The 19,541-nt window shown below is 68.3% G+C and carries 15 protein-coding genes and 1 pseudogene; 9 read left to right on the forward strand and 7 right to left on the reverse strand.

Features of this window, described 5'->3' with window-relative positions:
* Positions 1 to 753: 753 nt before the first annotated feature.
* The 6 genes from IPG61_17865 to IPG61_17890 all read left to right on the forward strand — a co-directional run bounded on the left by IPG61_17865 (position 754) and on the right by IPG61_17890 (position 6,215).
* The gene (locus tag IPG61_17865) at positions 754 to 1,800 is read left to right on the forward strand and encodes a T9SS type A sorting domain-containing protein (GenBank protein MBK6735899.1); all 1,047 of its coding nucleotides are present in this window, start codon (positions 754 to 756) and stop codon (positions 1,798 to 1,800) included.
* Between the two features lie 111 nt (positions 1,801 to 1,911).
* A complete protein-coding gene (locus tag IPG61_17870) occupies positions 1,912 to 2,496 on the forward strand; it encodes a hypothetical protein (protein MBK6735900.1) in 585 nt (194 codons plus the stop codon).
* 31 nt (positions 2,497 to 2,527) lie between these two features.
* On the forward strand, positions 2,528 to 2,959 hold the full coding sequence (locus IPG61_17875; protein ID MBK6735901.1) for a thioesterase family protein: 432 nt from the start codon (positions 2,528 to 2,530) through the stop codon (positions 2,957 to 2,959).
* A complete protein-coding gene (locus IPG61_17880) occupies positions 2,960 to 3,790 on the forward strand; it encodes an RNA methyltransferase (protein ID MBK6735902.1) in 831 nt (276 codons plus the stop codon).
* Positions 3,791 to 3,795: 5 nt separating this feature from the next.
* Complete coding sequence (gene dgt, locus IPG61_17885) at positions 3,796 to 5,064, forward strand: dNTP triphosphohydrolase (protein MBK6735903.1); 1,269 nt, start codon at positions 3,796 to 3,798, stop codon at positions 5,062 to 5,064.
* On the forward strand, positions 5,061 to 6,215 hold the full coding sequence (locus IPG61_17890; protein ID MBK6735904.1) for a hypothetical protein: 1,155 nt from the start codon (positions 5,061 to 5,063) through the stop codon (positions 6,213 to 6,215). Before dgt ends, IPG61_17890 begins: the two co-directional genes overlap by 4 nt.
* A 109-nt stretch (positions 6,216 to 6,324) precedes the next feature.
* Here IPG61_17890 and IPG61_17895 read toward each other — a convergent pair whose 3' ends face one another.
* The 3 genes from IPG61_17895 to IPG61_17905 all read right to left on the reverse strand — a co-directional run bounded on the left by IPG61_17895 (position 6,325) and on the right by IPG61_17905 (position 12,375).
* On the reverse strand, positions 6,325 to 8,862 hold the full coding sequence (locus tag IPG61_17895) for a trypsin-like peptidase domain-containing protein (protein ID MBK6735905.1): 2,538 nt from the start codon (positions 8,860 to 8,862) through the stop codon (positions 6,325 to 6,327).
* A 335-nt stretch (positions 8,863 to 9,197) separates the two neighbouring features.
* Entirely contained in the window at positions 9,198 to 11,468 is a 2,271-nt protein-coding gene (locus IPG61_17900) for an aconitate hydratase (protein MBK6735906.1), read from the reverse strand.
* 175 nt (positions 11,469 to 11,643) lie between these two features.
* On the reverse strand, positions 11,644 to 12,375 hold the full coding sequence (locus IPG61_17905) for a metallophosphoesterase family protein (protein ID MBK6735907.1): 732 nt from the start codon (positions 12,373 to 12,375) through the stop codon (positions 11,644 to 11,646).
* 141 nt (positions 12,376 to 12,516) lie between these two features.
* On the opposite strand from IPG61_17905, the gene IPG61_17910 reads away from it, so the two are divergent.
* On the forward strand, positions 12,517 to 13,980 hold the full coding sequence (locus IPG61_17910) for a pyridoxal-phosphate dependent enzyme (protein ID MBK6735908.1): 1,464 nt from the start codon (positions 12,517 to 12,519) through the stop codon (positions 13,978 to 13,980).
* A gap of 9 nt (positions 13,981 to 13,989) precedes the next feature.
* Here IPG61_17910 and IPG61_17915 read toward each other — a convergent pair whose 3' ends face one another.
* A complete protein-coding gene (locus IPG61_17915; protein ID MBK6735909.1) occupies positions 13,990 to 14,823 on the reverse strand; it encodes a hypothetical protein in 834 nt (277 codons plus the stop codon).
* Between the two features lie 263 nt (positions 14,824 to 15,086).
* Between IPG61_17915 and IPG61_17920 the strand changes: the two genes are divergently transcribed.
* On the forward strand, positions 15,087 to 15,968 hold the full coding sequence (locus tag IPG61_17920) for a hypothetical protein (protein MBK6735910.1): 882 nt from the start codon (positions 15,087 to 15,089) through the stop codon (positions 15,966 to 15,968).
* A 24-nt stretch (positions 15,969 to 15,992) separates the two neighbouring features.
* Positions 15,993 to 16,640: a DUF1579 family protein gene (locus IPG61_17925; protein ID MBK6735911.1), complete on the forward strand. Its 648-nt coding sequence runs from the start codon at positions 15,993 to 15,995 to the stop codon at positions 16,638 to 16,640.
* A 48-nt stretch (positions 16,641 to 16,688) separates the two neighbouring features.
* Here IPG61_17925 and IPG61_17930 read toward each other — a convergent pair whose 3' ends face one another.
* From IPG61_17930 to IPG61_17940, 3 genes and pseudogenes are all read right to left on the reverse strand, one after another.
* Positions 16,689 to 17,828, reverse strand: a complete 1,140-nt coding sequence (locus IPG61_17930; protein ID MBK6735912.1) for a hypothetical protein — start codon at positions 17,826 to 17,828, stop codon at positions 16,689 to 16,691.
* Positions 17,829 to 18,152: 324 nt separating this feature from the next.
* Positions 18,153 to 19,065: pseudogene (locus IPG61_17935) on the reverse strand (paraslipin).
* Between the two features lie 26 nt (positions 19,066 to 19,091).
* On the reverse strand, positions 19,092 to 19,523 hold the full coding sequence (locus tag IPG61_17940; GenBank protein ID MBK6735913.1) for an NfeD family protein: 432 nt from the start codon (positions 19,521 to 19,523) through the stop codon (positions 19,092 to 19,094).
* Between the last annotated feature and the right edge of the window lie 18 nt (positions 19,524 to 19,541).

The following is a 19,541-nucleotide window of genomic DNA, read 5'->3' on the forward strand; positions in this document are numbered from 1 at the left end:
GGGCGCGGCAGCGCTGGCTGCCGGGCGCGCCATCATGTTCCGCACCTATGCGCCGCAGGCGATGGGCGCAGTCGCGGGCAACGTGACCAACGCCAGCGCCGGCGGGGCCCCGATCACGGGCGCTACGGTATCGATCCTCGGCAGCGGACGTAACGCGATCACGAGCGGCGGGCTGTTCGAACGCAGCGTGCCGATCGGGACCTGGGACGTGGCGGTCAGCCATCCCAGCTTCGCTCCCGACACCACCTATGGCGTAGTCATCAGCGAAGGCGCTACGAGCACCGTCGATTTCGCACTGGTCGATGTCGCCGGCCCGGCCTTCACGGGGACGGCCGTGCCTGCCAGCACGAGCGACACTGAAGGCCCCTACGTGGTCACGACCAACGTGACCGACTTCTCGGGCGTGGCCTCCATGCGGTTCTTCTACACGTCGTCCACCACCGGTGGCCCGTTCGAACTGCCGCTGACGACAACCGGGCAGCCTGACCAGTTCCAGGCCGCCATCCCCGGACAGGCCGCAGGCACGCGCGTGCAGTTCTGGCTGGAAGGCAGCGACGTGGTCGGCAACCCGAGCCTTGAGCCGACCGGCGGCCCCTTCGCTCCGCACGGCTTCGTCGTGGCGACGGTCACCGACCTGGTTTCCGCGGACATGGAGACGGCCGCGGGCTGGACCGGGGGCGCGCCTGGCGACAACGCCACTTCGGGCACCTGGACGCGCGTGGACCCCAACGCGGTGTACTCGACACCCAGCAGGTGCAGCCCGAGGACGCCCATTCCCCGGCCGGCACGATCTGCTGGGTCACAGGCGACGACCCGGCGGGCAGCGCCCAGGGCGCCGCCGACGTCGACGGTGGCACCACGACCCTGCTGAGCCCGGTATTCGACGTAAGCCAGTTGTCCGGTCTCGAGGTTCGCTTCTGGCGCTGGTTCACGAACGACACGGGCAACAGCCCCGGGCAGGACAACTGGATCGTGCAGGGTTCGTTCGATGGCGGAGCGTGGTTCACGCTCGAGAACACGACCGCGAGCCTGCGTGCCTGGACCGAGATGGCCTTCCAGCTCGAGACCTACGCGCCGGAACTCGGTGACAACCTGCAGCTGCGATTCGTGGCCAACGACTTCTCGCCCGGCTCGGTGGTGGAAGCGGCGGTCGACGATTTCCAGCTGCGCGGCTACGCCGTGCCGACCGATGCGGCGGCGCCGACGGTGACGATGGGCTACCCGAACGGCGGCGAGACACTCGCGGCCGGCGCGCCCGTGACGGTGGCCTGGTCGCACGACGATGACATCGGTGTCGTCCAGGCGCGGATCTGGCTGTCCACCGACAGCGGCGGCTCGTGGTCCCAGCTGGCCCAAGGGGCCTTTAACCAGTCGTGGAGCTGGACGGTTCCCGCCGGCGCCGGCACGCACTGCCGCGTGCGGGTGCAGGTGCTGGACTCGGCGGGTAACCTGACCCAGACGGAATCCGCCGCCGACTTCGCGGTGGGCGGCGCCTCGCCCGTCGACGGCGGCCTGCCGACGCGGACGCTGACGCTCACCCAGAACGCCCCCAACCCGTTCAACCCGCGCACGAAGATCAGCTTCGTCCTGCCTGCGGCAGGCGAGGCCACGCTGTGCGTGTACGACGTCGACGGCCGCCTGGTGCGCACGCTGCTGAGCGGCCACCAGGAGGCAGGCGAGCGCACCGTGACCTGGGACGGCGACGACGACCGCGGCGGCCGCGTGGCCTCGGGGTTGTACTTCTGCCTGTTGCGGTCGGGGGATCACAGCATCGTCCGGAAGATGACTTTGTTGAAGTAGGGCGGGCTCAAGCAGAGTTGGTTGAAGTAGAGCCCGCGAGCGATGATAATGGGCCGGGGCGACCGCAAGGCGCCCCGGCCTTTCGCCGACCAGCCCGGAGGGGGATTCCCGATGTTGCGTGAACGCGGTCTCAACGGACGGCGCCTGTTCCTGGGCGCGGCGGTCATCACCGCCTGCCTGGCCCTGGTGGGCTGCGAGAGCGGCGAGTCGCGACGGATGCGGGCCGGCGACACCACACCGGGCCCGGCCCTGCAGGTCGAGCTCTGCCGCAAGCTCAGCAAGAAGGGCAAGCGCCAAGATGTGGGACACGAGTTCACGATCGGCGAGAAATCGTCGGTCCTGGCCTTTGCCGACTTCACGGACCTGCAGGCCGACCGCAACTACACCGTGCACATGGTCTGGATCCGGCCGGACGGGCGCGAGCTGTTCCGGCGCTTCGCCGAGTTCAGCCTCAGCGGCGAGGGCGAGGCGTGGACCGCCGAGGTCCTCTGGAAGGATGCCCTCGACCTCAACGACGTCAAGCGCGAGGAGATCGCCGCCACCGGGCCGGAGCTGACCCTCGACTCGACCTTTAACATCAGCACCGACAAGGAACGCGAGCCGGGCAAGTGGCTCTTCCGCGTCTACCTGGACCGCCGCCTGGTGCGCGAGGAAGCGTTCACCGTGGCGCCGTTCCAGGAGGTCCCGGCAGGTTGACCGCGACAAGTCCGCCCCCCCCGGAGGTTCCATGCCGCGCCTGGACCTGAAAGCCCGCGAGCCGTATCCGTTCCATTGCGAGATGGTCGTGCGCACGACCGACCTGAACTACGGCGGGCACCTGGGCAACGACCGCCTGCTGTCGCTGGTCCATGAGGCCCGGGTGGCCTTCCTGGCTTCGCACGGGTGGAACGAACTGGACTGCGGCGGCGCCGGGTTGATCATGGCCGACGCCGCCCTGGCGTACCGGGCCGAGGCTTTTGCCGGTGATGTGCTGCGCTTCGGCGTGGTCGCCGTGGAACCGGGCCGGCTGGGCTTCCGGCTGGCCATGCGCGTCACGAGACCCGCCGACGGCGCCGAAGTGGCGCTCATCGAAACGGGGATGGTCTGCTTCGACTACGCGCGGCGGCGCCCGGTAGCGCTGCCGGCAAGCGTCAATGCCGTCTGTCGGCAGGAGGATTGAATCGTGGCCCCCGCGCAGCAGATCACCAGCCCGACCAACCCGCGCGTGAAGGCGCTCGTGCGCCTGCGCGACCGGCGGGAGCGGGAACAGGAAGGCCGGTTCCTGGTCGAGGAACTGCTGGTCATCGCCCGCGCGCGCGCCGCCGGCTGCTCCTTCCTCGAGGTCTGGGCCTGTCCGGAACTGCTCGATGCCGAGGGCACCGCGCTCTACGCCGCTCTCCGCAGTGACGGCGTGCCCGCCGTGGAAGCCCCGGCCGCGGTGCTGCACAAGCTTGCCTACCGGGAGCGCTCGGAGGGTCTGCTGGCGGTGGCCGCGCGACGCTCCCGGTCGCTCGCGGACCTTGAGCTCCCGGACGCGCCCCCGCCGCTGGTGGTGGTGCTCGAGGACGTCGAGAAGCCCGGCAACCTGGGTGCGGTGCTGCGCATCGCCGACGGTGTCGGTGCCCACGCGGTGCTGGCCGTGGGTGGCGCCGACCTGGACAATCCCAACGTGCTGCGCGCCTCGCGCGGGGCGTACTTCACGGTGCCGACGGTGGCCGCGCCCCGGCAGGAAATCATCGCCTGGCTTCGCGACCACGGCGTGCGGCTGGTGGCGGCCAGCCCGGACGGCGCCGATCTTTGGGACGCCTGTGACCTGACCGGCCCCGTGGCCCTGGTCCTGGGCGCCGAGCACGAGGGCCTCTCGGCCGCCCTGCGGGCCGACTGCGACGACACCGTCTGCATCCCGATGCACGGCGCCGGCGATTCGCTCAACGTCGCCACGGCGGCTGCCATTCTCCTGTATGAAGCCGCGCGCCAGCGTCGCGCGCGGGAAAGAGCCGGGTCCCGATGACGGGTATGCCGATCAACCTCTTCTACAACGATTTCGACACCGAGGAACTGGAACCGAGGCAACCCGACTACCGCTCGGTGTTCCAGCGGGGCCACGATCGGCTCATCCACAACGCGGCCTTCCGCCGGCTGCAGGCCAAGACGCAGGTGTTCCTGTCCGGCGAATACGACTTCTACCGCACGCGCCTGACGCATTCCATCGAGGTGGCGCAGATTGCCGGCTCGATCACCCGGCGGCTCAATGCGACCAGTCCGCAACTGGGGCCGACGTTCGCCATCGACACGGCGCTGGTGGAATCGGTGGCCCTGGCCCACGACATCGGCCACCCGCCGTTCGGCCACGCCGGCGAGGCCACGCTCCACCGCCTGATGCAGCCCTGGGGCGGCTTCGAGGGCAACGCCCAGACACTGCGGCTCATCACCGAGATCATCTTCACCAGCGGGCGCAGCCGGCGCGGCTTGAACCCCTCGCGCGCGTTCATGGACGGCGTGCTGAAGTACAAGACGCTCTTCAGCGAGTGGGAAGACCCGACACGGCACTTCCTGTACGACGAGCAGGAGCGGTTCCTCCGGTTCGTGTTCGACAACCGCCCCTTCCCGGCGGAGCTGACGCCGGGACGCGAGCGCAACGCGCTGCGCAGCCTCGAATGCCAGATCATGGACTGGGCCGACGACACCGCCTACTCGCTGAACGACCTGGTCGACAGCGCCAACGCCGGTTTCGTCACCGAGGCCCGCGTGCGCCGCTGGGCACAGGAGCAGTCGCTGGTCGGGGACGAGGCGCAGTTGCTGGAAGGGCTGCTGCAGGCGATCGCCGCCGGCGACCTCGAGCGCGTCATGAACCGCCGCATCGGCGTCTTTGTCGAGGCCTGCACGCTGGTGGAGCGCGGTAACTTCATGAGCGACCGGACCAACCGCTACCGTTACGGCGTGGCCCTCGACCCCGCCGTGGTGCGCGAGCAGAAGCTCTACGCGCGCCTGGCGCGCCAGCTCGTGTTCCGCTCGCCACAGGTGTGCCAGCTCGAGCACAAGGGCGGCTGGATGCTCGAGCGCATCTTCACCGCCCTGGCCGAAAACTACCTTCATACGGAAACGCCGCGGCTCGCGCTTCTGTCGCGGGATTTCGAGTCCGAGGTGGCCCGTGCCGAGGGCGATCCGCGGTATCGCGCCCGCGTCATCTGCGACTACCTGGCCGGCATGACCGACGGCTTCGCCTCGCGTATCTACAAACGGCTGTTCGATCCCGATTTCGGGTCGATCATCGACCTCGTATGAACACGCGCACCACCAATTCCAGGGCGCCCGCGGCGCTCCTCGCCCTCGCATTCGCCGTGGCCATCGCTGGCTTTGCCACGGCCGCGTCGGCGCTCGAGGCCCGGCCCGACACCATTCCCGGCCACCGCGGCACCTACTACTTCTACCGAGGCCTCGACTACGGCTCGCAGTCGCTGGTGCACCCGCTGCGCCTGATCGTCAACGGCGGCTTCGGCATCATGCAGATCGAGAACCGCAGCAACCGGCCTGGCGACATCCGCTACGGGACCGGCGCCCGCAATGTGCTGGACAACCTGGCGCACCCGCAATGGGCCATCTCGACCGGCGGTTTCTGGGACTTCTTCAAGCGCGAGGTGCTGCCGGTCTCCGTCAGCACCGGCGGCGCCCAGTACTGGCCCAACTACATGAACCACCTGCTGGGCGGCGGCATGAGCTACCGCATGATGGAGGAGTACTTCCGCTACCACGGTGTGGAGCATTCGAAGACGTGGGCCGGGGCCACCATCTTCGCCTACCACTTCCTGAACGAGGTGGTCGAGAACGACGGCTACGTGGGCCCGAACGTGGACCCGGTGGCCGACTTCTGGATCTTCAACCCGGCGGGCGTCTGGCTCTTCAGCCACGAGGGCGTGGCCAGGTTCTTCAGCGAGAAGCTGAACATGGCCGACTGGTCATACCAGCCGGTCTGGCTGCCGGAATCGGGCGAGCTGCACAACAACGGCCAGAACTACATGGTCAAGTTCCACCTGACCCGCGATCGCCGGCACAGCCTGTTCTACCACTGGGGCTCGCACGCCGAGCTGGGCCTGTCCTACACCGACGCGCACGGCCGCTGCGTCAGCGCCGGCCTCGGCCTGCGCGCGCGCAACCTGCTCGAGATCGACAACCTGAGCAAGACGGTCGACCTCGCCGTGTCGGGCGGCATCTTCTACGACCGCGACAATTCGCTGCTGGCCTCGCTCCTGTTCGCCCGCTCGAAGGACTATCGCTACAGGCTGAACATCTACCCGGGCCTCATCAAGGTGGGCGGCCTGCAGCCGGGCTTCTTCGTGGGCGTCAACGCCGACGAACGGATGCTCGCCGGCATCACCATCGGCACGCTGCGCCACGTGCCGGTGGGCGTGGGCGGGGATTTCCTCGAGACCCAATAGGCGTGGGCGCGCAGCGCAGGCGCATTCGCAAACGGCGGCGGACCGACCCGAGGGCCGGTCCGCTGTCGTTTCTCCAGGTTTCCCCGGCGGGAGATCCCGTCGATGCAGGCTACTTCAGCATCACCATCTTGTGCTCGGCCATCGTGCCGTTGGCCTGCAGCCGGGCCAGGTAGACACCGCTGCCAACCTTGCGGCCGGCGCCGTCCAGGCCGTCCCAGACAACGCTCTGCGGACCGGCGGCCATCTCGGCGGCCACCAGGCGACGCACGAGGCGGCCCTGCATGTCGTACACGTCCAGGCTGACCGGGCCGGCCGTTTCCAGCGCGAACTCGACCCTGGTCAGGGGATTGAACGGGTTCGGGTGGTTGCCCAGCGCCAGCCGGGTGCCCGGCAGGTCGCCCACGCCGGCCACGTAGGTCGGCATGGCCCACAGCTCCACATCGTCGATGTTCCAGCCCGAGTACTGCCAGCTGGAGTCGGTGGTGCCCATCGTCCAGCGGATCAGCACGTTGGCCTGGCCGTCGGCCACGGCGCTGATGTCGTAGCTGACCTGCGTCCAGGCGGCGTCCGCCACCTCGGCCGTATTGGTCCACACCTGCGTCCAACTGGCGCCGCCGTTCGTGCTGATGCGCACATAGGCGTGGTCGTAGGACGGCTGTTCGACGTTGAGCCAGCGACGGAACTTGAGGACGGTACCCTGCATCGCCGAGCAGTTGATGGCCGTGGTGGTCAGGTGCGACTCGGCCATGCTGTTCGGGTAGTCACCGGCCAGGTTGTAGCCCAGCACGTTGCTGCCGGTGAAGCCGCTGGTCGGGTCGGCTTCGCCGTACTGGCCGCCGGAACCGCTGGGCACGCCGAACGCCCAGCCCGTGCCCAGGGTCCAGCCCGGGTTGGTGTCGAGCGGGAAGCTCAGCGTCAGCACCGGCACGCCCACCTTGAGGCTGAGGCCGCGGGTCGTGTTGCCCTGGCCGTCGGTCGTGTTGGTGATGGTCAGCGTGCCCGCGTAGAGCCCGTTGCCGACCGAGTTCGCCGCGGCGTTCAGGCCGACCAGGACCGTGGCCGAACCGCCGGCGGCGATGGAGCCGTTGCCGTTGGTGACGTCGATCCACGCCACGTCGTCGACGACCGTGTAGTTCACGGGATAGGCGCTGTTGTTCGTCAGCACATAGCTGGTGCCGACCGGCAGGAACGGCCCGCCGGCCTGGCCCTCGGCCGCGAAGTTGCCGCCGGCCACCTGCAGGCCGGTGGCCCAGGGCGCGAACGTGTCGAGCACGGTCACGCCGCTGGCGGTCGGGTCCAGGTAGGAAGCGATGGACGACCACGAGGTCGACAGGCGCCCGTACCAGTCGGAGTCGTTGTTGCCGCAGGCGGCATAGCCGCCGTGCAGCTGGCCCACCACGCGGTGGTCGGGGTCGAACAGGGGCGAGCCCGACGAGCCCGGCTCGGTGGTGCCCAGGTCCCAGTCGATCACGCGGATGTGGTTGCCGCCGGCCACGACGGTGTTGCTGAGGTAGGCCGTGGTCGTCGTGGCATTGTTCTCGAAGCTGATGCTCTTCTCGTCGCCGTTCGGGTGGTGGATCGCCACCACCGAGGGGAAGTCGGCCGTGGACTTGTTCCAGCCCGCGAACGAGACCTCGTGCGCCGGATCCACGGGATCATCCATGCGCACCAGCGTGAAGTCCGAGGTGCTGCTGGCGGCCAGGAACACCGAGCCGGTCTGGAACTGCGTCAGGCTGCCGCCGCTCTGCGCGCCGCAGGTCGGGCTCTGGAAGTTCCAGTAGACGACCAGCGAAGCGGCGTTGCCGGTGTTGATGCCGCAGTGGTTGGCCGTCAGGAAGTACGGCGTGCCGTCCTCGGCGGTGTTGTTCACCATCGCGCCGGTGCAGAACGTCGTGCCGCCGGTCGAGATGACGCCGACCGAGTTGATCTCCAGGCGCCAGTCGTCGCCTTCGGGGCAGACGACGTCGATGTTGCAGGTGCCGGCCTTGTTCGCGGCCTTGTCCTGCATCATCTGCTCGATCGACTCGCCGAAGAAGGCGTAGCCGCGGTTGACCGAGCCGATCGCCAGCTCGTAGTCGTGGCGCGACTCGATGGGCAGCACGAGCTCGACCATGATGTCGTCGGCGACGACCACCGGGGTCCACAGCTCGCCATGCTCCTCGTTGTCGCGGTCGGTGAACACGCGCACGCCGCGCGGATCGTCCCCGCCCTTGACGTCGGTCGGGTACAGGCTCAGCCGCGCGCCCTTGGGCAGGCGGTAGGCCGTGAAGCCGAGGTTGAGCGACAGCGCGCCGGGCGCGTTCAGGCGCAGGCGCCACATCGTGAACCGGCTGTCGAGGTCTTCCCAGGTGCCGCTGGTCTCGGGATCCAGGTCCACGACCTGCGGCAGGGCAAAGCGCGGCGGCAGGTCCGCCTCGGCGCGGCTGACGTCCTCGGCCTGCGCCGCGACGCGATCGACCGGCATGGCGCCGAACGAGGGCACCGCCGAGGCGGCCTTCACCGCGAACTCGCTCGCGACCGGGCCCTGCACGGCCAGCGGGTTGATCGACGCGCGCGGGGCGTCGGCGGCCAGCACGGCCGAGCCGGCGGCCAGCACGGCCAGCAGGATCAAGGGGAAGAGCCGGCGGCTCAGGCGCAACGAGGACATCGGGTTCCTCCGGAAGGCTGGGGCGACATCGCTCCGGGCACGGGTGCGATGCACCGCGGACACGGACGTGACAGGACAGCTTGCGATACTCAGCGTTGAGAATACCATGCGGGCCGATGGAGGGCCAGCGATTTCGTCCCCGATCGCAAATTTGCATCATCATAAGTATGATATTTTGCTTAATAATGTCTCCCGTTTGCGTGATAAAATCCGACTAATCATCTGCTATTTATTTGATATCGATTATCCGGATCAACGAAGCAGGGTTCGAGGAAGCAGAGCGGCCGCGCCCCCTGGGGACGCGGCCGCCGTGACCAGCTCAGGCCCAGGTCGCCTCAGCGCCCGCCGGACTTGATCTTGTTCAGCGCCGAGCCGGCGCGGAACCACGAGATCTGCTCGTCGGTGAAGGTGTGCTCGAGCACCACGTCCTCCTTCGTGCCGTCCGCGTGGTGCAGCACCATCGTCAGCGGCCTTCCGGGGGCCAGCTTCGCCAGTCCGACCAGGTCGATGCGGTCGTCCTCGCGCACCTTGTCGTAGTCCGCCGGCTTGGCGAAGGTGAGCGGCAGCAGGCCCTGCTTCTTCAGGTTGGTCTCGTGGATGCGCGCGAAGCTGCGCACGATCACGGCCACCCCGCCCAGGTGCCGCGGCTCCATCGCCGCATGCTCGCGCGAGGAGCCCTCGCCGTAGTTCTCGTCGCCGACAACGACCCACTTCAGCCCGGCAGCCTTGTAGGCCCTCGCGACCTGCGGCACCTCGCCCTTGCTGCCGTCCAGCTGGCAGGTGACCTGGTTGATGGCCTCGCCGAACGCGTTCATCGCGCCGATCAGCATGTTGTTGCTGATGTTGTCCAGGTGCCCGCGGTACTTGAGCCACGGACCGGCCATCGAGATGTGGTCGGTGGTGCACTTGCCCAGCGCCTTGATGAGCAGCGGCATGCCGAGGTAGTCCTTGCCGTCCCAGGGCTGGAACGGCTCGAGCAGCGCCAGCCGGTCGCTCTTCGGGTCGACGAGCACCTTGACCGTCGAGGCGTCGGTCGGCGGCGCCTGGTAGCCCGCCTCCGAGAACACGAAACCGTTCGGCGGCAGTTCATCGGCCTTGGCCGGCGCTGCCAGCTTCACCTGCGAGCCGTCGGCGGCGGTCAGGCTGTCGACCAGCGGGTTGAACGCCAGCGACCCCGACAATCCGTACGCCATCACGATCTCGGGGCTGCCGATGAACGCGTTGGTGCCCGGGTTACCGTCGGCGCGCTTCTTGAAGTTCCGGTTGAAGCTCGTGACGATGCTGTTGACTTCGCCGTCCTTGATGTCGTCGCGCTGCCACTGGCCGATGCAGGGACCGCAGGCGTTGGTCAGCACCGTGGCGCCGGCCTCTTCCAGCACGGCCAGCTGGCCGTCGCGCTTGATCGTCTCGTAGATCTGGTCCGAGCCCGGCGAGACCCACAGCGAGGTCTTCATCTTCAGGCCCTTGGCCAGCGCCTGCTTCGCAACGTCGGTCGCGCGGCAGATGTCCTCATAGCTGCTGTTCGTGCAGCTGCCGATGAGGGCGGCGGTTATCGTCTGGGGATAGCCCTCGCGCGCCGCGTCGGCACCCATCTGGCTGACGGGGTGCGCGATGTCCGGCGAGTGCGGCCCCACCAGGTGCGGCTCCAGCTTCGAAAGGTCGATCTCGATCACCTTGTCGTAGAACTTCTGCGGCGCCGCAGCCACTTCCGGGTCGGCGGCGAGCAGGTCGGCGTTGGCGGCGGCCAGGTCGGCCAGTTCACCGCGGCGCGTGGCACGCAGGTAGCGGGCCATGCTCTCGTCCCAGGGGAAGATGCTGGTCGTCGCGCCCAGCTCGGCGCCCATGTTGGTGATGGTCGCCTTGCCGGTGCAGCTGAGCGCCGCCGTGCCCGGCCCGAAGTACTCGATGATGGCGTTGGTGCCGCCCTTCACCGTCAGGATGCCCAGCAGCTTCAGGATGACATCCTTCGGCGCGGTCCAGCCCGAGGGTGCGCCGGTCAGCTTGACGCCGATCAGCTTCGGGTGCTTGACCTCCCAGTCCATGCCGACCATCACGTCGACGGCGTCGGCCCCGCCCACGCCGCAGGCCACCATGCCCAGCCCGCCGCCGTTGGGCGTGTGGCTGTCGGTGCCGATGATGAGGCCGCCGGGGAACGCGTAGTTCTCCAGCACGATCTGGTGGATGATGCCCGAGCCCGGCTTCCAGAAGCCCATCTTGTAGCGGGCGCCGGCCGAACTGAGGAACTCGTAGACCTCGCGGTTGACGTCCAGCGCGTGCGCCTTGTCCTCGACCGCGCCCTTGCGGGCCAGCAGCAGGTGGTCGCAGTGGATGGTCGTGGGCACGGCCGTCTCGTCGCGGCCCGCCTGCATGAACTGCAGGATGGCCATCTGCGCGGTCGCGTCCTGCATGGCCACGCGGTCGGGCCGCAGGGCCAGCGTCGCCTCGCCGCGGGCCAGTTCCTGCCCGGCCGGGTCGGACAGGTGGCCGAACAGCACCTTCTCGGCCAGGGTCAGGGGCCGGCCCAGCCGCCCCCGCACGACCGCCAGGCGGCTGCGCGACTTCGCGTAGACTTCCTTCACCATGCTCGGAGTGGTTTCGATGGCCATGTTCGGGGTCCTCCTGGACGCCGGCGGACAAACGGAAAAACGACACGGCTCGCTGCCGCGCGCGGAAGGCGGCGCAGCGGACCGGACGAACGCACGTTGCCAATATAGGGCATGCGGCGGGGAAATTCCCGTGATTTTCGGGGCTTTCGGGCGGGCGCGTGACCCCGGGCGGGCCTCAGCGGCCCTGGAGGAGCCGATCGGCCAGCAGGCGGGGCAAACCGGCCGCCAGGATGTCCTGCCGCGCCCCTTCGATGTCGTACTCGACGCGGTGGAAAACCACCCGTTCGGCTGCCGGCTCGAAAACGGCGAATGCGGCACGCGGATCGCCGTCGCGCGGCTGCCCCACGCTGCCGGGATTGATCAGCACCCGACGCGACGGATCCACGCGCACCTCGCCCGGCTGCGGGCGCAGAAGGTTCTGGCCGTCGAACAGGACCTGGTGGTGGGTGTGGCCGAAGAAGCAGACCCCGGGGCCGTCGTCCTCGAGCAGGGCGGTTGTGGCTTCCTGCAGGTCGTCCAGGAAGACCAGGTAGCGGTCGCGGTCGCCCGGCGCCCCGTGCACGAACTGCGTGCGGGCGTCGACCCGCAGGCGGGTCGGCAACTTGTGCAGCCAATCCAGCTGCTCCGACGACAGCAGCCCGCGGTTGTGGGCCACGGCCGCCAGCGAGTAGATGTTGAAGTCGAGGCGCAGGGTCGCGTCGGCGATCAGCGCGTCGTGGTTGCCTTGCACCGAAGCGGTCGCCCGCTCCCGCACCAGGTCCAGGCACTGCGAGGGACGCGCGCCATAGCCGACGATATCGCCCAGGCAGTAGATGCCGTCGACAGCCAGCGTATCGATGCGCGCGAACACCGCCGTCAGGGCCTGCAGGTTGCTGTGCACATCGGAAATGACGGCGATGCGGTTCATGGGTTCCCGGGTTCCCGGTTCGTGCGCCCGAAAGAAGGCCGGAACGGTCCAACCCGCTCCCGCCACCCGGCGGTTGACCCGACCCGGCCCCCGCACCATATACTAGCGTGCCGGCAACCGCAATCAGCAGGGAGAGGCAGCATGGATCCGAAGTTGAGCCAGGTGAACGATACGGTGGTCAAGCGCGCCGCGGCCCGCTGTCGCGAGCGGGGCGTGGTCATCCCGACCATCGCGCAGATGAAGAACCCCGCCCTGATCCCCGCCGCGACGCGTGAGAAACTGGCGAAGACCGGCCTGTGGGACCTGGATCCGGTCAACCTCTTCCGCATCACCTGGAAGAACGATCCTGTCAGCGGCGGCTTCAACGAAGGCAACTGGGTCGAATTCCCGCGCGAACTGACCGGCGTCGATGCGCGCATCATCGGCCTGGTGGGCAAGTGGTTCCCGACCGGCGCCCACAAGGTGGGTGCCGCCTTCGGCTGCCTGGTGCCCCGCCTGGTCACCGGCCAGTTCGACCCGGTGACGCAGAAGGCTGTCTGGCCGAGCACGGGCAACTACTGCCGCGGCGGCGCCTTCGACTCGAAGCTGCTGGGCTGCGAATCGGTGGCCATCCTGCCGGAAGAGATGAGCGCCGAGCGCTTCACGTGGCTGAAGGGCATCGCCAGCGAGGTCATCGCCACGCCCGGCTGCGAGTCGAACGTGAAGGAGATCTACGACAAGTGCTGGGAGATCCGTCGCACCCGGCCCGAGTGCGTGATCTTCAACCAGTTCGAGGAATTCGGCAACCCGACCTGGCACTACCACGTGACCGGCGGCGCCGTGCAGGAGATCTACGAACGCATCGGCGGCCCCGGCTCCCGGCTGGCGGCGTGGGTGTCGTCGACGGGCTCGGCGGGAACGATCGGCGCCGGCGACTTCCTGAAGACGCGCCACCCGAACTCGCTGGTCGTGGCCGTCGAGGCGCTGCAGTGCCCCACGCTCTACGCCTGTGGTTTTGGCGGGCACCGCATCGAGGGCATCGGCGACAAGCATGTGCCCTGGGTGCACAACGTGCGCAACACCGACTTCGTGGCCGCCATCGACGACGAGCAGTGCCTGAGCCTGCTGCGCCTGTGCAACGAGCCCGCCGGCCACCGTGTACTTGCCGAGGCCGGCGTGAAGGCGGAACTGCTGGAGCAGTTGCCGCTGCTGGGCATCTCGTCGCTGTGCAACGTGGTGGCCGCGATCAAGACCGCCCGCCACTACGACCTGGACGGACGCGACCTGATCTTCATGCCGTTGACCGACTCGGCGGAAATGTACGCCTCGCGGGTGACGGAGATGGCGGCGGCCCGCGGCCCCTACACGCGCGAGAACGCGCTGGTCGACCACGCACGCTGGCTGCTCGGCTGCGTGCCCGACCATGTGCGCGAGCTGAGCTACCTCGACCGCAAGACGCTGCACAACTTCAAGTACTTCACCTGGGTCGAGCAGCAGGGCCGCACCGTCGAGGAGCTGCGCCGCCTGTGGGATCCCGAATTCTGGACCGAGACCTTCGACGTGGTCGATGACTGGGACCGCCGCATCGACGCTTTCAACGCCCTGGTGGGCCTGGACCGGGGCTGAGCCGGCGGCCTACTCCGAATGGACTGACATCCCCGACTTGCGGACCTGGCCGAGCTCGAACTCGGCCATGGGCCCGCACCAGGCCGCGCGCAGTTCCTCGCCGCGGGCCTCGAACGCGGCCGCCCACGCGGCGGGCAGGCCGCCCGCACCGAACGGGATCTCGGCTGCGGCGCCTTCCATGCGGTCGGCTTCGGTCCGCCAGAGGGTCGCCTGGTCCGCGCGTCCCGCCGCCGCTTCGGCCTCTGCATAGCGACGCATCATCCCGATGACCAGGGCCCGCTGCTTCTCCACGCGCGGGCCGTCGCCGTCCCCGTCGCCGTCATCCTCGTCGGCACTGTCGGGCACCGGGTTGCCGAGCCAGGAATGATAGGCGAGCACGTACAGCCAGGTGTACTCGCCCAGCCCCATGCGATGGGCCAGCAGGGCCTCGTTGCGTAACTGGTTCAACTGGCCGATGTCGGCCGCCATGCCCATCACGCTGCCGCTGACCCGGGTGAGCGCGCGGAACACCTCGCCCTTGTCCGGCTTGTCGCTTTGCTTGCCCAGGTCGTCCATGCGCGCCAGGTCCTCGGCGAACTTCGTGAACTTCGGACACATCGGCATCACGGCCTGCCGCACCGCCAGAAAGGCCTCGAGGCGGTCGGGCGCCACGACGCCGGCGGGCGGCGAGAAGGCGTCGCGAGCGCCCATCTCGGCAGCCAACTGGTCCTGGACTTCGATCGCCTTGTTGAGCGGCCGCATCATCACCAGGCCGAACAGCAGGGGGGCCACGATCGACAGCACGATGGCGCCGCCGCAGCCGATGCCGCAGCCGACGAGCCATTTGCGGGTGGTGCTGGCCATGCAGGTTCCTTTCGAGGCCGCGCGTCGGGGTCAACCTGCCCATTGTGCCCTGCCCGGGCCCAGCGGGCAAGCCCTGGTGGAACAGATCCGAATCCGCTTACCCCGACTGACACCGTGCGTTTACATGCGAGTCATGATATCCTGTTTCACTCAGACTCCGGGATACCTGGACCCCGGAACGCCTTGTGGGGCCGCCCCGGCTGCCCCCGCCCGGGCCGCCAGGTGCTGCGACGGTTGGCGCTTGATTTTCTGGGAGGACCCGCATGCCGTTGAAAGTATCCGCTCATATCCGGGAACGCGTGGCCGCCGGCGAGATTACGTCGGTCCAGGCCAACGCCTTCAGCGCCTTCGTCGACACCTGCAACCGGGAATTGATGACCCACCCGGTGATCACCAATAATCGCTTCTGCGAGTGGTTCGCCTCCGGGCAGGCCGACCGGGAGATCGTCCGCCATTTCGTGGTGCAGTTCTCGGTTTTCTCGAACCTGTTCCTGGTGGCCCAGTTGCAGAAGTGCATCAACGCGGGTTCGCTCGAGGGCATGCGGGCCTCGAAGGAGATCCTGGCCAACGAGATCGGCGTCATCTTCCACAAGCCCGGCGCCAGCCTGGGCGAAGTGAGCGACACCGACCGCGAGGGCGACCCCGCCATCGTCTCCACCGAGGGCACCGTCGACGGCGGCACGTTCCGCTTCAAGGCAGCTCATTTCGAGTGGCTGCTGCGCATGGGCGAGGTGCTCGGGCTCGGCTTCAACGACATGGGCAAGCGCCGTCACGGCACGCCTTCGACTGTCTTCTTCTGCGACCAGCTGTCGGCCATCTACGGCAGCGAGGACCCGAACATCGCCGAGGGCGCCAGCTTCGCCGTCGAGAACTGGGCCGCGGCCGGCTTCTGGAAGCAGCTCGTCGCGGGCCTCGAGGCGTTCAAGAAGCGGGAATGTCCGGCGCTCCCGCTGGCCTTCTTCACCTGGCACGACCGCATCGAGGAACAGCACGCGGGCCACGTGATGGACGAGCTCGAGGAATTGTATTTCACGCCCGACTTCGATGAGGTTAAGTTCATCGATGGCGGACGCCGCATGCTCGATGGCGTGCAGGCGTTCTGGACCGGGCTGAACGAGCACCGGATCGCAGCTGCCTACAACTGACCCGCATCCCGGAAGGACGGTCGCATGCCGCGACGTCTGCTGAGCGTGTGTGCGCCGGCCGCGAGGCCGGCGTTCACCGTGTTTGTGTCCACGATGTTCGCTTGCGCACTGTTTGCGTTCGCGACGACTGCGGCCGCGCAGGACGCCACGACGCCGCCGTCGGACCTCGAAGTTGCCATGCAGGCCTGGGAACGTTCGGCGCAGCCCGGCCCCTGGCATGCCTTCCTGGCCCAGCGTGCCGGCAAATGGAACGTCGCCGGCCGCATCTGGAACGACCCCGAGGGCGAGCCCTCGCTGTCCAGCGGCGAGTCGAAACTCGAACTGGTCCTGGGCGGCCGTTTCCTTCAGGAACGCCACAAGGGCCGCAAGGGCGAGATCGAATACACGGGCCTCGGCCTGCTCGGTTTCGACAATGCCGACAGCACCGTCACCGCCGTGTGGTACGACGATCTGGGAACCCGCACGTCGGTACTGACCGGCCGCGCCGGCAGCCCCGGCCAGCCGGTAGAGCTGCGCGGCGCCATGACCGACCCTGCCAGCGGCCGCCGCCTGGCACTGCGCGTGGTCCTCACCTGGGTGGGCGCCAACGAGCAGCGTTGGGACTACTACGGCGCTCCCGAAGGCTTCGACGAGGCCCGCCTCATGGAGCTCGTCTATACGCGCCGACGCTAGGTCGCCGTAAAAGGCACCGATACCTCGGGCGGTCCGGCGGCGCCGTTCCTAGAATCGGTAACTGGCCGCCAACCCTGACTCCGTGGGCATCTGGTCGGCCGGCACGATGACCACCGTGCCCCCCTTGCCGAGCACGATTTCGGCAAGGTCGTCGAGCATGTCCTCGGCCTGCGGCGAATCCGGCCCGGCAGGCCTGATGGCGCCCGTAGCGCGGTCGATGAAGCCGGGAATCACCCGGTCGGCTTCCACCAGGAGCGTGCCCACACGGCCCTCGATGCCCGCGCGCGCGGCATCCGAGAGATCGGCTGATCCGTTCCGCCGCGCCACTGCGGTGCGATAGTCTTCTCCCAACTTGTCCAGGCTGGCCCGATAGTGCGGCTCCAGGGCCTCCCATGCCTGCTGCCGCAGGCTGTCCTCCGTATGTGCCCGCGGGTTGCCGCCCACCCCGACAGGCATCAGCAGCGCGTTCTGCGAGACGTGCCGGAACAGCGCCTGATGTTCGGGAAGCGCCGCAAGCATGACGGGCAGTCCCGTCGGTCCCGAATACAGGGCGCTGAAAGCGCGATCCACCGCCCGGAAGTACTTTTCGGTTTCGAGATCATCGCGGTTCTCACCATGGCCCCGCACCATCTTCGGGCCGCCGGCGCCGCCCGAACCGGCGACCGAAACCCCGGGTTCAGTCCGCTCGGCCATGGCCACCTGTTCCAGGCGCGCGGGGAATTCGTCGTTCGCGGGCTCGGCGTCCAATGAGTACCGGTTGCCCGCGAAGACCGCTGCGCTGTCCTTGGTCAGTGCCAGGATGTGGAATCGGTCGGCGGACTGCAGGTAGCGCACCAGCGGCTTGATGTGGAAGCTGTCGGCAGCGATCGCCAACTCCGGAAGCGTCCGCTGGATCTGGACGATCTCGAGGACTCCCGGCCCCGTGAAGACAGCAAGACCGTCCCGTGAATGGTTCCAGAAACGCAGGCTCGACGCCAGTTCATGGAGGGGCGCAAGCCATTCTTCAACCTCGGCAGGCAGATACTGTTTCTTCAGCGCTTCTTCCGCCGTCCGCGTCAGGTTCCGGAAGCGGATGGGATCCTGCTGGTTGTCGGGATGATGCCTGTGCGTGGGCTGGTAGATCGAGATGCACGGCGGCTTCTGCCGCGCCATAAGTGAAAACAGGTTGTCCGCGGTCAGGTGGCGCATGGGAACTCCTTCGGGAAGGGGATCGTGGCGCGGCCGTCCGCCGTGGCACCGCGCCGTCCCGGCACGTCCTGAGGCAACCGCCGCCCAACTGTCGAGTTCCGCATTTCGGGCGCTGGCGGTGACGCAGGGCCCAGGTGCGACGCCGCACCCACCTACACGTTAGCGTCCGCCCGCACCACCCGCCCCCGAAGGGCCGCATTCCGGAGTTGTGTTCCGGACCGTAGCGCGCAAAGCGACGGCGGACAAAGACGCCGGCGGGCTGTCCGCAGGGCCGAAGGCCCGAGGACAGCCCGCCGGCGTCTTTGTCCGCCGTCGCTTTGCAAACTACCGCCCGGAGACGTCCCCCGGCGCACGCTTGATGACACTCGTCGCCAGCGCAATCATGCTCCCGATATCCGACAGGTTGGCCGGCAGCACCAGCGTATTGCCCGCCTTGGCCAGCTTGCCGAACTCGGCCACGTACTGTTCGGCCACGCGCAGCTGCATGGCTTCGTTGCCGCCCGGTCCGTGGATCGCGATGGCGACCTGGCGCAGGCCCTCGGCGGTGGCGGTGGCGACGGCCAGGATGGCCTCGGCCTCGCCCTGCGCCTCGTTGATCTGCCGCTGCCGCGTCGCCTCGGACTCCTTGATCACCCGCTGCTTCTCGCCCTCGGCGCGGTTGATCTGCGCATCGCCCGCCTTCGCTTCTCGCGCGCTTCTCGCGCTCGGCGCGCATCTGCTTCTCCATGGCGCCCAGGATGTCGCGCGGCGGGTTGATGTTCTTGATCTCGTAGCGCAGCACCTTGACGCCCCACGGCTCCGATGCCTTGTCCAGCTCCTGCACGACCTGCTGGTTGATCGCGGCGCGCTCCTCGAACGTGCGGTCGAGGTCGATCTTGCCGATCTCGCTGCGCAGCGTCGTCTGCGCCAGCTGGGCGATGGCGAAGTGGAAGTCCGCGATGCCGTACGAGGCCCGCTGCGGGTCCAGCACCTTCAGGTACAGCACGCCGTCCACGCCCACCTGCACGTTGTCGCGCGTGATGCAGACCTGCTCGGCGATGTCGGTGGCGATCTCCTTCAGGCTGTGCCTGTAGGCGACCTTCTCCACGAACGGCACCAGGATGTGGAAACCGGCCTGGATGGTCTTGCGGTACTTGCCCAGGTACTCGACCACGAACGCCGACTGCTGGGGTACGACGATGGCCGTGCGCGCAATGACGATCAGCACAAGCACGACGACGGCGCCGACGGCGATCATGGTTGGCATGGATTCCCCTCCGAAGTTCATGATTCACTCCTGACGTGGAGCGTCAGGCCCTCGACACCGGTGACGACGCAGCGACTTCCGGTCGTCAGTGTGGCGGGCCCATCGTTGCGGGCGTCCCAGTCCGAGCCGCGCAGGACCACGCGGCCGCGCGCCCCGGGAAAGATCTCCCCGCCGGCAATGCCGATCTCGCCCTCGAGTTCGGGCAGCATCTCGCGGTCGGCAGTCTGGAGCCTGCGCTTCCAGCGACGCCGGTAGACCACCAGTGCGGCCACGGCGAGGCCGGCAAACAGGAGCCATTGCCCCCACTGCGGCAGGTTCACACCGGCCAGGGCCAGCACGCCCACGACCAGGCCCGAGATACCGAAGAAGACCAGGTAGAAATCCGCCGAGATGATGACTTCGGCCGCCAGCAGCACGGCACCCAATGCTATCCAGAACCACCAGGCCATGACGTCCCCTCCCGTCGA

The organism is bacterium (assembly GCA_016703265.1).
In the GTDB taxonomy this organism is placed as follows: domain Bacteria; phylum Krumholzibacteriota; class Krumholzibacteriia; order LZORAL124-64-63; family LZORAL124-64-63; genus CAINDZ01.